Annotated in this window: 7 protein-coding genes; all 7 read right to left on the minus strand. The window is 46.5% G+C overall.

What is annotated here, in order from left to right:
* Positions 1-4: 4 nt before the first annotated feature.
* The 7 genes from PQ469_RS15280 to PQ469_RS15310 all read right to left on the minus strand — a co-directional run bounded on the left by PQ469_RS15280 (position 5) and on the right by PQ469_RS15310 (position 14,349).
* Positions 5-2,749, minus strand: coding sequence for an alpha-L-rhamnosidase (locus PQ469_RS15280; protein ID WP_274213750.1), 2,745 nt, complete (start codon positions 2,747-2,749; stop codon positions 5-7).
* Complete coding sequence (locus tag PQ469_RS15285) at positions 2,746-5,550, minus strand: glycoside hydrolase family 2 protein (RefSeq protein ID WP_274213751.1); 2,805 nt, start codon at positions 5,548-5,550, stop codon at positions 2,746-2,748. Before PQ469_RS15285 ends, PQ469_RS15280 begins: the two co-directional genes overlap by 4 nt.
* 5 nt (positions 5,551-5,555) lie before the next feature.
* Positions 5,556-6,980 carry a sialate O-acetylesterase gene (locus PQ469_RS15290; RefSeq protein WP_274213752.1) on the minus strand — a complete coding sequence of 475 codons (1,425 nt, stop codon included), beginning with the start codon at positions 6,978-6,980 and terminating at the stop codon, positions 5,556-5,558.
* A gap of 35 nt (positions 6,981-7,015) precedes the next feature.
* On the minus strand, positions 7,016-8,851 hold the full coding sequence (locus tag PQ469_RS15295) for a sialidase/neuraminidase family protein (protein WP_274213753.1): 1,836 nt from the start codon (positions 8,849-8,851) through the stop codon (positions 7,016-7,018).
* Positions 8,848-9,714 (minus strand): glycoside hydrolase family 43 protein, encoded by an 867-nt coding sequence (locus PQ469_RS15300; RefSeq protein ID WP_274213754.1) that lies wholly within the window; start codon positions 9,712-9,714, stop codon positions 8,848-8,850. The genes PQ469_RS15295 and PQ469_RS15300 overlap by 4 nt, the downstream gene beginning before the upstream one ends.
* 96 nt (positions 9,715-9,810) lie before the next feature.
* Positions 9,811-11,196: a glycoside hydrolase family 140 protein gene (locus PQ469_RS15305; protein WP_274213755.1), complete on the minus strand. Its 1,386-nt coding sequence runs from the start codon at positions 11,194-11,196 to the stop codon at positions 9,811-9,813.
* A gap of 6 nt (positions 11,197-11,202) precedes the next feature.
* Positions 11,203-14,349 (minus strand): DUF6298 domain-containing protein, encoded by a 3,147-nt coding sequence (locus PQ469_RS15310; protein ID WP_274213756.1) that lies wholly within the window; start codon positions 14,347-14,349, stop codon positions 11,203-11,205.
* Positions 14,350-14,356: the final 7 nt, after the last annotated feature.

Consider the following 14,356-nt stretch of genomic DNA (forward strand, 5'->3'; position numbering starts at 1 on the left):
AGATTTAACTTTTAACTTCAAAATTGTAACTGCCGGATCCTACCCGGAAAATAGCCCGGCCGCCTTCCATTTTTACCAGTTTAATATCTTTTATGGTATCCACTGCCTGCCCCGATTCGGTTACAGCCTTGCCGTTACCTGCCGGTATGTATACTAAAGCTTTGCTGTTTGGCGGTACGGTTATATGCCAGGTAAAACGACCATTATTGCTTATCCAGCTACTTTTAACTACACCATATGGCGTTTCATATGAAGCATTTACAGTATTCAACTGACTTATTACCGGAGGTATCATCACCATTTCTTTAAAGCCCGCGTTAACAGTTTTAATACCGGCCAGGTCCTGGTAAAACCATGCCACCAGGTCGCCAAGCAGCATAATGTGGTTATGCGAATTCATGGCGGGGTTGGCGGTATCGCCGTTCCATAGCTCCCACATGGTGGTGGCGCCATGTTTAACCATGTAGCCCCAGCTCGGGTAATCATCGTTAGATGCTATACGATAAGCGAGGTCGGGCCGTCCGTATTCGGTAAGGCCACGCATAAGCCATTGTGTACCTATAACCCCGGTGCTGATGTGGCCGTTTGCATCATTCTCAATCTTATCAACTATGTTTTTAAAAACCGCTTTGCTGCTTGCTGCGGGGGTAATGCCAAAATATAATGGCAGCAAATTGGCGGTGACGGTATTGTTAGCATATCGAAAGCTTTTTTTATCAAGATATTTTTGGTTGAAAGCATTGCCTACCTTTAGTTTCAAGACAGCAAAGGCCTGTGCATCGGCAGGTTTATGGAGCAGTTTGGCAAACTTTTGCATCAATCCCGACAGGTGATAATAATATGCTGTCGCGATGAGCTGCCCGTTGGTATTGCGGGAAGAGTCTTTAGAGTGGATCAATTCCGGCGATTCGGGTGACACGCACCAGTCGCCATATTTATCTTTGGTCACTATGTAATCCTTCATGTATTTTACACGCATATAATCCATCCATTTTTTCATGGAGGCATAATGCTTTTCAATGGGCGCCTTATCGGCAAACTGGCGGTAAAGCATATCGGCCACCAGGATGTATGTACCGGGCCAGGTCATGTTATCGCTGTAATAATTCCAATAGGCCGGGGCAACATCGGGGATAGCGCCATCCGGCTTTTGCGATTGGGCAATATCATCCAGCCATTTGGCATACAGGTTACCATTGGCAAATACAAAGCTTTCGCCAAGGGAGCCAACCGCGCGGTCGCCAAGCCAGGGCATCCGCTCGTTACGCTGCGGGCAATCAACCGGCATGCCTTTGTAATTGCTTAATATACCCCAGTAAGCGTTGTGATAAACCTGGTTAATGAGCGGGTTGGATGTTTCAAAATGCCCGGTTGTAGCCATGGCATCATAAACTACCTCTCCTTCAAAATCGGCCAATTCGGGCCTGCCGGGATAACCGCTGATCTCTACATACCTGAAACCATGGTATACAAATGCCGGGCGCCAGCTTTCATCTTCGCCGCCTTTCAGGGTGTAAACATCCGTTACTTTGGCATCGCGCAGGTTGGCTACGTACAGTTCACCATTGGGCTGTAGGGTTTCGGCATAGCGCAGGGTTATTTTATCGCCGCGTTTGCCTTTTACATGCATTTTTACCCAGCCGGCAAAATTCTGCCCCATATCCATAATCCAGGTGCCGGATTTGAGTTGGTTTATGCTGATTGGCTTCACCCTATCCATAACCTTAATGAGTTCATTCACCTGGGCCTCTACCCTGCCTCCGGGCGCTTCCACCAGCCCGGCCTTTAGCCATTTGCTGTCGTCAAAGCCGGTGTTGTTCCATCCGGACATCTCTTTAGTGGCATCGTATTCTTCGCCATCGTATTCGTTATTGGTGCGGATGGGGCCATCTGCAGTAAACTTCCAGCTGTTATCGCTCACTATTAATTGCCGGCTACCATCGGTATACTCCACCTCTAACTGCAGCAGCATTTTGGGGAAACCAAATTCCTTAATTTTTTTTGGTTTGTATTTGGGGCGCATGGTGAAAAACCTGCCATTGCCCAATACCGTTGCCACAGCATTTGCACCTTTTTTTATTGCATTGGTAACGTCAAAAGTGTTGTACTTAACAGATTGGGTATAATCCGTAGGCGGCCCGGCAAGCACCTGGTCGCCTATGATGCTACCATTTATATAAAGTTCATAATGACCTAACCCAATGATATATATGATTGCTTTTTTTACTTCTTGCTTTACATCAAACTGTTTATGGTAGTAACGTGCCGACAGGCGGGAGAATTTAGAAACACTATCCCAGGGGAAGCCGCCATCATGGCCTATCCAGCGGGCTTTCCAGTCGGTAGTATTTAGCAAACCTTCGCTCCACATGGCGGGTTGGCTCCATTGGCTTTCGCCTTTATTGGTCCACACTTTAACTTTCCAGTAACAGGCTGTACGACTAATTAATACCTTACCAGCATAATTAATCATGATAGATTCGCCCGAATTTACTCGATGCGAATCCCAAAGATCACCCACATTGGCGGCCAGTTTAGCGGGGGTTGATGCAACCAATACCCGGTAAGCAGTTTGATTAATATTACGTCCCTCTCCTGTTATCTGCCAGCTTAACCTTGGATGAATAGTTTCAATACCCAGCGGATTGTACAGCATTTCGCAGCGCAGGTTTTGCGTGGCAATACCAGCCAGGCACTTATACGATGAGAGTATAAATATCAGCAGGGCGATATGTGTGCGTTTACTCATTTGCCCGAAAAATCAAAGTATAACGTTAACGGCAAAGCCATATCTATATCCTTGTAATAGTCAAAGTATTTGTTGGGGAATCCCTGTGCACCCAATTTATCGGGCTTTTGAGATTTTGTACCAATCGGACTGATGCCATGCATAAAAGATATATCACCTGATGGGAACGCAGGCGCCGTGTTGTACACTTTTTTAGGATCACCGGGGGTAAACAGGCGCATAAATACATCGCGGTTATCACAAACAATAGTAATTGGGCCGGTATTGGCGTTTAGCCGCATCCAATACAGGTTGGCATAATATCCCTTAAATTCGGGGTACTCAATTTTTGGCTCACCGGTTATGGTATTGTTATACTGTTTTTCCCAAACACCCAATGAAGTACCTTTCAGCCGGTTCTTCCAAACACGGTAAGGGCCGCTACCCATGTATTGCACACCTTTAACATCCTTTTCGGGATAGGAAAAGCTTACGCCAAGCAGGTTACCTTCTTCGCCAATGGGCCAGTATTTTACATCCAGCTTTACCCAACCGGATGGGTACATGGTCCACTTTAGTTTTGCCATATTGGCTTTGGGTTCAAAAGCTGCTTCAACTATTACGGTATCGCCATCATAATGGTAGCTTAGCTTTTTAAAGCCTGTTTTTTCTCCACCTTCGGCCAATACGGGTCCATTGTTAAATGGAATTTCGCCGCGGCTGTTACTTACCTTTTTCAACACACCCGAGTTACGGTTAAACTCCAGTTGAATGCCATTGCCATTGGCCACTTTGTAAGCCGAATCAGTTTCGGTAACGGTTATTTTATGACTCCCGGGTTTATGTATAATACGCCCAACAAAATCATGGGGCATTTTTATGGGAAAACTCCAGGTAAACAATTCTTTTTTGTGCGGATCTACAGCAGTAATATACAACACTTCGTAGTCCTGCCAGTTTTTTGGTAAATCAAATTGTAAATTGCCGTATTGACCCGGTGATACATTGGGTGAAGTTATCGGTCCGGTTTGCGAGGTGGCCTGCGGCTGAGGGTGCCGCCATGGATCGTTAAACTTAACCAGCTTATAGCTAAAAGTACACTGCATTAAATTGGTATACAAATACCGGTTCTCCAGTCTCAGGTTACCGTTAAATGCAGGGGTAATCTCCCGCGGCTCCAGGCGCACGGGGCACCAGATTTCCTTGATGGTGTAATAGCTTCCCTCCTTTTCGTGATACGGCCCCACAATGCCATCCGCAGCATGATCACCGTCCGAATCAAGTTCATTATTTTTATCGGTGCGCACCACATCTTCATCGGCAAAATCCCAGATAAACCCACCGGCCGAGAGCGGCGTATGGTACATCAGTTCCCAAAAATCGTCCAGGCCCGCACCGGCGCCGCCATCGTAAAGGCCATGCAAAAACTCGGTCGGGAAAGCCACATCGTGCCCGTGTAAATTGGTTCCGGTACCATAATCATAGTTGATATAATGCTGCGTATTTGTCCCCCTGAACACAGCCCAGGGATGGATGAGCGGTCGCTTCTGGATATCCAGGTCGTCAAAAAAATGGTCGAGATCGAAGTTAAAGCCACCCTCATTCCCATTATCCCAGACAACTATCGACGGATGGTTTACATCCTTCGCTATCATTTCCTTCGCCAGCTTAGAACCTACTTCCGTATCATAATGACCATGCCAGCCGGTAAGCTCATCCAAAACAAAAAGACCAAGCGAATCGCAGGCATCCAAAAAATGATCATCGGGCGGGTAATGCGACATGCGCACGGCATTCATGTTCATATCCTTCATGAGCATGATATCATCAATGCTTTGCTTCTTGCTCATGGCCCTGCCGGTTGTGGGCCAGAAAGAGTGGCGGTTAACGCCCTTAAATTTAATCTTTACGTTATTTACATAAATACCGTCGTGCTGGCGCAACTCCACAGTTCTGAAACCAAACCGCTGCTTTACCGAGTGAACAATCTTACCACCCTGATTAAGCGTGAATACCACATTATACAGGTTAGGAAACTCCGGCGACCACGACAGCGGTGATGCGACCCTGGCGGTGAGATTCACCAGGGTATCGCCGGTATTTACATTCGTTTTGAAAATCGCACCAACTTTTTGACCCTTAAGGTTGTATACCTGCCCGGTTATTGTTCCTGTTTTAACTGATGATAACTTTATCGCGGCAGTTAGCTTGCCATCGACTTTGGCGTCAATGGCATAATGTTCAATGTGAGCTTTGGGGAAAGCCTCCAGAAACACCGGCCTGAAAATACCACCGAATACCCAAAAATCGCCTTTTCTTTCAGCCGCATTTACGGATGCATTGGCCGATTGCTTGGAAACGGTTACCTCCAGCAGGTTGGGTTTGCTATAATTAAGTAGGCTGCTGATATCATATTTAAAACGGTAGAACGATCCCTGGTGAATTGCCCCTGCAGATCTGCCATTCAATTTTACTTCAGTATCGGTCATGGAGCCATCAAAAACTATATTGATGCTTTTACCCTGCCAAGCAGCCGGAACGTTAAACTCGAATTTATATAAACCTTTTTCCTTCCCTTTCAGACTATCCTTTGCAAGCCCGTAATTATATTTTCCAAAGCCCTGTAATTCCCAGTTAGAGGGAACGGGAATGGTTGTCCATTTGCCCGAATTGCGGCCTTCGGTACAAAAAAACTGCCAGTTAACGGTGTGGTCGCTGCCCGTGCCCGATAAGTATACCTTTTGCGTTTCCTGCGCGCGGGCAATTATTCCGCTTAACAGTAACAGGGTATAGGTACATATTTTAAAACAGGCAAATCTCATGGTAATCAGTTTGTAGTAGGTGTAAATTTTAGCGGGTTATCCGTTCGGAATGGCGTGGCAGGTAATCCGTTCTTATTATAAAAATTGGGCTGGGCCGATTCCGACCAGGCAAAACGCGCAGCTACAGGAGCATCTACGCCATCCGCCGAAACCTCAATCGTAATACCTTTTATCACAGCCTTCGCCGGCACAAACTTTCCATCCTGACCGCATATCGTAAAATCGGCAAGTGGTTTGCCATCATGGCTAACCAATCCATTGCCGGTATAATTGAAGCTTAGGATGATCTTGCTGCCGCTGATCTTCATTCCCTTATACACAGGCCCGCAGAAAACAAGCTTCTTCTGCCCGTAGGTATTGGCTAAAGCCTGCAGTTCCAGCCTGCGGCCAACTTCCCACTTAAATGGGGGGTGAATATTTTTAAGGTCGTCGTTTAAATCGGTAGTGATGATCATACCTGTATGCGGGATCTGTAAAGCCATGGTTTGGGCTTCTCTTAATTCGGGCTCGGTAAACTCAGTATGCAGCACCTGGTCTTTTGCTTGCGAATAATAAAAGGGAGCTATCTGCACATAGTAAAATGGCAGGCTTTTGCTGTTCCAGCTTTTACGCCAGTTATTGATGAGCGCCTCCATTTTATAGGTGTAACTAATGGTTTCGCCCAGGTAACAGTTGCTTTCGCCCTGGTACCATAAAAAACCTTTAAGCGCGAAAGGCGCCAGCGGCTGAATCATTTTGGCGTAGAATTTACCCGGATCGCCCTCAATTTTAATGTTATTGGCCTTAAAATACGGAATAGCATCAAAAGCTTCCTGCGGCGCCCATGGCTCAATGCGGCTGCCGCTTACTGCCGCTGAAATGATGCCGACAGGTACTTTCAGATCGTGATTCAGGTTTTTGGCGAAGAAATACCCCACCGCCGAAAAAGCACGCAAAGCTGAATCCTCTGCGATGCTCCAGCCGGAATGGGTAGAATCGGGCTTTTGCAGGTTTTTTTGGGTGACCAAAAAGATCCTGATCTGTGGATTGTGGGCTCTATCCAGTTCATCAACCGGTGAATTTGCTGTACTGGTATCGGGCTTTTTTACCTTGCTGTTCTTGCGCATTTCATACTGCATGTTCGACTGGCCCGAACACAGCCACACCTCACCTACCAGGATATCTGTAAGCTTTATAGTATTGGTGCCCGTGATGATTAACGTGGATGGATTTGCCGAAGCAGGCATCGGTTTAAGCGTTACCATCCATTTACCGGCATCATCAACAATAGTTGTTTTGGTTTGGCCGTTAAACTTAACTGTTACCTTTTCGCCAGCTTCGGCGGTACCCCAAATTGGAACAGGCTGATTGCGCTGCAATACCATGCCGTTGCCTAATATTTTAGGCAAAACAACCTGGGCTATGCTGCCTGTAAAACAGAAAAAACTCATAATCAAACAGCAAAATATCGCTCTGCTACCCATTTTTAATAATTGCCTGTTTTAAATGATTTAATGTAATAAACCGCGGACCTGGTAGATTCCCCCGCTTTTGGCAGGTCGTAGTTTTGATCCGTTGGTGTGTCCGTGTCGGGGAAACGCCGTACCTCGCCTGTGCGGAAAACAACACGGTTAACGCTTAATACCGGGGCAAAAAATAATGCCGTCAGTACATCTTTTCCGTTTACATTCATGGTATAAAAACGGGTATTGGTGTTTAGTTTCAGGATGACATGATAAGGCTTGCCTGCCTCATACTTCATAATGTTTTTATCGCGGTATCCCGCCTTGGTCCTAAACTGCCCCGCCGAATCGAGCGTAAGCCTGATAGCAGCACTGCCCTTTTCATCCTGGAACTCTATATCCAACATTCCGGTATTATTTTGCCCGGGGATGATGGTAAAATCGGCCATTAACTTTTTAGATACAGGCACCACCCGTTCTGCTTTGGCATAATCAAAAGGGTCGCTATCCTTCAGGGTAAGGCTTTTTTCGCCGTCCGGGGCTTTTTCAATAGCCACAGGAGCCCATTGTGGGCTGTAAGTGTTCCACCGTTCCAGCTCTTTACCAGCGGGCATCTCATTAAATACTTCATTGGCATGTGCACCGGCTATTTCGGTTAGGGGTACAGGTGTTGATGATACCCAGATGTCTTCCTTATTCATGCTATAGGTTACCCACAGCTTATCATCTGGCGGTGTACCGTTGCCTTCTTCTATCCCGCGCACATATTGCGGCCCGTATGATTTATAAGCGCCGCCATACCGCATGGCCGAAATTTCGCCGTTAACCAGTAACAGATTTTTATAATTGAGCCCATCATCACTAACCGAAACAGCCAGCGGCCACCTGAATTCGGAAGGATTATAAACTGTTGCATATTTACCATCGGATGTGCGCTGCCCCCATATTTTGGCATTGCTGTTTACAAAGCGTGGCGCACGTGCAGCATTTGCAGGCCAGGTTTTACCATTATCGGTACTGATGGCTGTCAGCGCGTATTTCCATAAGCCTACTACCCGGCCATCGGGCAGGTGGTAAAAATTGAAAGCCTTATAATCTTTATGCAACGGTATTAAAGGATCTTTTTTATCGGTTTCTTCTACCCACTGCATCATCATTAATGGGTTAGCCATCAGCTCGTCGCAGGCCTGCACAAAACCTTTATCTTTACTGGTTTTATAAAAGGGATAGCTTGTATTTTTTTCGTTCCATTTGGGGTTGTAATGGATAAAGTAGATGGGGCCATATTTTCCGTTTGGTAAAACCTCGCGCACCACACGCCCTATGCCCTGCCCATCATTGGGATCGTCGTGCCCATCCAGGCAAATTCCATAAAAGCCAAGTACCAGCAATCGTTTTGATTTGGCGGTATAAAAACCCATACGCTGGTGCATTACCGAATACAGGTTATTTGCCACACCGGGATGCCCTTCTTTTGTAGTGCCATCGGGTATTTTGTAAGGTGGAAAAACCAATGTTGGTTTCGACCAGTTTTGCCCGTCGGCAGATGTGACTACCAGTGTTTGACCGGGAGGCACGCTCTCGCCCACCTTATCGCTCAGGTACTCTACATAAAAAGTATTGTTCCAGTACGCCAGCATAGGCGCATGGTTATAAGTAAACCCAAAGCCATCGGCCAATTCCGGATGCTCCCGGTTGGCCCTGAATATCTGAATGCTGTGAACACCTATAGCCGGGCTTAACTGCCCGTGGTGATAATCGACATTTACTACCGTATTGCCGCTGTAGTGCACGGTATCCTGTGCCCTGGCGCAAAAAGCAATAATGGTAAAAAGTAATATATAGATAGTCCTATTCATTGCTGATGAGCTTTAACAGCTACCGAATCTTTTAACAGTAAGTTCAGTTGCTTTTGGGTTACTTTAAATATAGTTCCGTGTTTATGCCCTGTAGGCACATTTATGCTGTCGGCTATATCGGTAAAGGTTTTAAAATCGGTTGTGCGCATAGCGCCATATCTTTTTAACCGGTACGAATCGTAATAAATAAACCAGTTTTTACCGGTTTTGGTCATAGACGGACCTTCGCTGTACGTTTCGGTAAAGCGTTTGGTATAGTTGCTGTAAGGCCCCAGGGGATTATTACTAAAAGCTACCAGGATATTACGGTTAGGCCGGGTATTATCCTTCATTACCAGGATATAATCGTTTTTGCCCCGCTTTACAATTTCGGCGTCAATTACACTAAAGCCAGGATCCAGGAATAATTTGGTTGGTGCAAAAGTTTTAAAATCGGCAGTAGTGGTATAGTAAAGCCGGTGGTTATTGTTCTCGTCCTCCTGCCCTTTTGCAAAGCGATTTGGCACTGTTGATGCCCATACGATAATAAACCTGCCGGCCTCGTCGTCATAAAACAACTCCGGTGCCCAGGCATTTACTGCCGTCGGCTCGTACTCCATCACGTTAAGATGCTGCTGGGCCGACCAATGAATCAAATCTTTCGAACTGGCGTAGCCTATTCCCTTATCATCTTTCCAGCCGGTTGTCCATACCAGGTGGTAAACGCCATCGGGGCCCTGGGCGATGGATGGGTCGCGCATAATTTTTGGTTCACCGGCTTCGGGTTTTATAAATGTTCGGTTTAGGTCTGTCCAATGTATGGCATCATAACTGTACAACAAACGGAGCCCTTCATTTGCCGGTTCATGAAACGACGTAAACATATACACGCTTTTACTCGCCTTGCATGATATTATAGCAGAAGCAAACAATAGTAATATATATGTAAATAGCCGTTTCACGTGTGGTTTTAATAGGTTTTATATGGAGTCGAGAATGAGCACCCAATCGTTGCCGTTTGCCTTCCTGCCGGGAGGATTAAATTTAAGTGTTTTTGCTTTTGCCATGGTCCCAATAGCTGTAACTTGTCCGTTACGGGGATTAAACCACGAAGCTTTTATTTTTGATCCAGCTAATTTTTCGGGATTGATGCTCATCTCTCTGCCCGTATAAGTATAAACAAATGCATAGTTTTTGCCCCGGGTAGCTATCAGCCTATTATATTTTTCGCCTTGCAGGCCTGCAATCAAATGCTGATCTGGTATACGGTCAAAGTAGGGTCGCGAAAGCATCAGCTTTTTCAGGTAGATCATTTGCCTGGCACCGGGATCGTTAATAGAGTTGTACCAATATCCTTTTGATCCATATGCGCTGCCTTTGTCTGTTGGTTTATGCATCTGCATCACATCGTTATCGCCGTAGGTGTACCCGCAACCACCGGCAAAAACCGACCAGTAACCGTAGCGCCTTACATCGGCGGCTGTCCACACAGGCAGTTTGATATCATGCAGCCCATGAGGGATTTTTTCGTAGGATGGCTCGGCATCCAGTGTAGGCTTTATGGGGAGCTTGGCATAATCTGCCTGCGCGTATTTCCAGTTGTCTTCACCATATTTGAGGTCCTTCTTTGAAGTATCCTGCGCATAGGTGCGATGACCGGATTGAAAGCAATTGAAACTTAACCAGGACTGCTCATGAAACCAGGTAGATGATTGTGTACGACCGCGCGGGTGGTATGTAATCAGATGCGTTGTATCGAGGCTGCGCAGCGTGTTGCCAATAGCGTTCCATGTTTTCATCGAATCGGTGCCGGCTATATCGCCTCCGTTCATCCATATTATATTGGCGTGGCCGCTATACCTTTTGGCTAAAAACTCTGCATATGCTTTGGCCGCGGCCGGGCCTGTATGGTTCTCTTTTACTACCGATCCCCAAACAGGTACCAATGCAATGTACAGCCCCTTTTCGGCGGCCTTGCCTATTACCCAGTCGATATGGTCCCAGTAATCGTATTCATGAGCGTTACCAAAAGTACTGCCCGCTGTAATTTTGGGCATGGCCAAATTTTTGTTGACCAAAGCCGAGTCGCCATAGGCGTTTGTTTCTTTAATGCTATGCACTACCATAACCTGTATCACGTTAAACCCCTGCTTGCTCCGGGTATCCAGGTATTGTTCAGTCTCCTCACGGTTCATTTTCGAGAAGAGCAGCCAGCCGGTATCGCCCAACCAGAAAAAAGGTTTGCCCGCTGCTGTAAAGTACCGTTGATTTGCCGCTATTTTTAAAACAGGCATAGCTGTTTCATTACTTTTGAACGAGAAAAGCAAACAAGAGATAACGCCAATTAAAACAGCCTTTTTTAACATAATTATTTAGTTACGTGTTAGCCATAAAATGGCTGCACCAACGTTAGGGTTTTTTATTTCGGTTCCGTTACCTCCGTTTACCTCCTGGTCGCCCGGCAAGACCTGGCCGGTTTGGGGATCTATCCATTGCGCTTTATAAATGGTATTGGCAGGCAGATCCAAACGAACGGCCTTATCAGCATTGGTGTAAACAATGTATCCTTTGGCCGAACTTAATGCCCATTGGTCTTTTGGCGCACCGGGCAGTTCAGCAGACTTCATGCCGCTTGCCGCATTTAAAAACTGTTTATCTGTACCGGCCGGTAATACAGGCAATGAGCCGCCGGCTATAAATACAGCCCAGCCAAAATGATCGTATCCATCGGCAGAAAACAGCACAGCTTTATCGGGATATTTAGTGCGGTACTCATGTACGGCACGATAAACCTGCTCAAAAGATGTTGCTTTGGGTTTTAAAATGCGGGCCTGTTGGCGCGGGGCAAGGCTTTGGCCGCCAATGGGTTCATATGCCGCGCCGTTGGCCTGGTAATACCAGTAACGAATGTCGATCACATTGATAACCGATGCTTTTGAAGGATCGGCAAGGATGGCATCCTGCACATCCTTGGTGGCGCTAAGGCCAATAATTTCTTTGTGTTTACGGGTAGTTTCCCATTGCTTAACGGTTTCTACCCAAAACTGCATAAAATGGAGCGGGCCGGTGAACTCAGCTCCAATCAACTGAATTACACCGTTATTGCCCGCAAAATTATCCATGCATTTGTTAATATAAGCCTGGTGAAACTTACGCCGCACAGGGTTAGTTTCATCATAAAACTGCTCGGCCATAAACTGGCGTTTATCACCCGCGTAAGGAACCGGTTCGGGGAAACCGCTACCGTTGATGTTGTTGGCAGTGCGCCATGGAAAATCGGTATAGTGTGCACCGGCTTCAATAATATTATGCTGAAAATAATTTTGATGTACCAGTACCAAACCTTTCTGATCGGCCAGGTCGGCAAATTGTTTTAAACGGCTCCAGTACCAGGTGTTGTATTTAGTGAGGTCGTATTTGCTTAAGCCATCGTAGGCTAACTCTTTACCGCTGCGGGCAAAAGGCAGTTCATAAAATGGCGCCCAAACGTCGCCGTCCATCCTGCGGATGCGTTCATGATCATCGCGGCGGCGATCATACCATAAGCCATAATTATGCTCAAATGTTATAATGTTGTCATGAAGCATCCAGCCAGCTACATCGTTTAAATCGTCGGTAAGTCCTGTCCCGGTCTGGCCGGGCACCCAACGGGCAATGGCCGGTTTGGCTTCCTTATCGGTATAATCGGGATGGACAGTGCCGTTCCACCAGGGTGTTTCAAAATGTTTACCTGCCAATACCGTGTTCCCACGTACCAGCCAGCCGTTAAGCACCGTCATTTTTGGGGCCGGCGTGGCGCCAACTGACGGCTTATACCCTACCTGATCAATGTTTTTTATTCCTGTTGATGAAATATTGATGGGATTTCTTTTAGAGGCCTCATCAATCCATTCGTTAATGGTAACAGCTGGTTTCCTGGCGGCGGCCATTAATTCGGCCGCTTGCTCAACAGTAGGGCTGCTTGATGGTTCTGTAGCGGGATATAAAATATTGGACTGATTGCTTACATCTTTGTTTAGCCTATTGGCCAATTGGGCATAATAAAAGCTGCGTGGGTTAATAGAACTGTTTGATTCTTCCCAATAGCCATCGCCGGCGAATTGAGCCCAGGTGCCAAAAGCCCAGTTTTGCGCTGTTGGCGGCTGATAGCAATCAACCCGGGCAGCAGTACAATTCCAAAACAGGCTGTTTGCCGCATTCCATCCTGCTCCCTGCCCATCCTGGCCGCGGTTAAGGTAGCTTAAAGGTTGCCCATCTATATTGGCAATATCAAATAAAACACCTGAAGCCCAGCTATCTATACTGCCGCTAAAACTATTTGATTGAACCGCCATACATTGCACAAATGCATTAGGACCAGGCGCGCAATAACCTGTGGCAAAATCGTGAAAGCCATTTTCGGTGTACAGGCGCTGAAACAGCGTTTGGCCGCCCATGGTTAAAAATGTATTTCGTCGCTGCCCGCCAATTTCTGATACCGGCGCCAATGATTTACAATCCTCAACAGTAATACGGTTACCGGTAGGCAAAACAAATACTGCCGAACCGGCAAAATGCCTGAATGTAACCTGCCTTACCCAGGCATCAGTAACATTTTCCATAGTTACAGCCATCCAGCGGTGCGCTTCATCTTTAGGGTTTGAGGGATCATAGGCCGACTGCAGTTCGAGGTTTTCGATACCAACCTGTGCGATGCGGCCTGGCCATGTGTAAGCTGATATAAGGCCCCCGCCAAACGCGCTATCTAAGGCAGTAGTAAGCGGAGCATCGATGGTAATTGTATTACCATTAACTGCTGTTACCTTACGGTCCCAATAAATATCACGCTCGCCGGGTTTCCAGGCAAGCGTTGTTAAATCGCCACCAAAATGGTCGGTTTTTATCGTGTTTATCCAGGCTTGCGTGCTGGGGCGGTGTACCAGGATCATATCGCCCGCTTTAATTGCACCACCATCGGCAATATGGAAAACGGATGCATTTACAGGCACGTAAGCGTCTGTAATTTTAATTTCTTTTGATGTTTGCCTGTCCTTAGTGCCGGCAACCCGGATGAATGTTTCCCTATCCGTACCGGCGGCAAACAATGTGGTACCGTTTGCGCCCATGCCGCTTCCGCGTAAAACCACACCCGAAGCTTTGATATTTAAACTACCCTTAACCTGATATACACCTTTGTTTAGCAATACCGCGCCACGGATTCCCTGTTTATCAGGCTGTAAAGCAGCTACGTAATCAATTGCCGACTGAATTCTGAGCGTTGCATCGCCGGGCTTTAGTGGCACTACAATGCGTACAGGCACATTAGGTATGGCCTGTTCAGAAGCCATATAGCCGCAGTATGAATAATCTGGAATACGGTCGCCATTAGGGGCTACTGCATAAACAAGCTTGCCCTTTTTTTCGGCAACAACAGGTGACTGTGGTTTGTTTTGTTTCTTTTTTTGAGCAAATAAGGAGGCATGCAAAAGCATACCTCCAACCAACATAAATATAAACCTACTTACCCAAAATCTTAACATTACTATA

Source organism: Mucilaginibacter sp. KACC 22773, assembly GCF_028736215.1.
In the GTDB taxonomy this organism is placed as follows: Bacteria; Bacteroidota; Bacteroidia; order Sphingobacteriales; family Sphingobacteriaceae; genus Mucilaginibacter.

Bases quoted from the DNA above. Each gene is read 5' to 3' on its own strand.
- PQ469_RS15300 (WP_274213754.1), bottom strand. From the start codon at position 9,714: ATGTTTACGTCGTTTCATGAACCGGCAAATGAAGGGCTCCGTTTGTTG.
- PQ469_RS15280 (WP_274213750.1), bottom strand. From the start codon at position 2,749: ATGAGTAAACGCACACATATCGCCCTGCTGATATTTATACTCTCATCG.
- PQ469_RS15310 (WP_274213756.1), bottom strand. From the start codon at position 14,349: ATGTTAAGATTTTGGGTAAGTAGGTTTATATTTATGTTGGTTGGAGGT.
- PQ469_RS15285 (WP_274213751.1), bottom strand. From the start codon at position 5,550: ATGAGATTTGCCTGTTTTAAAATATGTACCTATACCCTGTTACTGTTA.
- PQ469_RS15305 (WP_274213755.1), bottom strand. From the start codon at position 11,196: ATGTTAAAAAAGGCTGTTTTAATTGGCGTTATCTCTTGTTTGCTTTTC.
- PQ469_RS15290 (WP_274213752.1), bottom strand. From the start codon at position 6,980: ATGAGTTTTTTCTGTTTTACAGGCAGCATAGCCCAGGTTGTTTTGCCT.
- PQ469_RS15295 (WP_274213753.1), bottom strand. From the start codon at position 8,851: ATGAATAGGACTATCTATATATTACTTTTTACCATTATTGCTTTTTGC.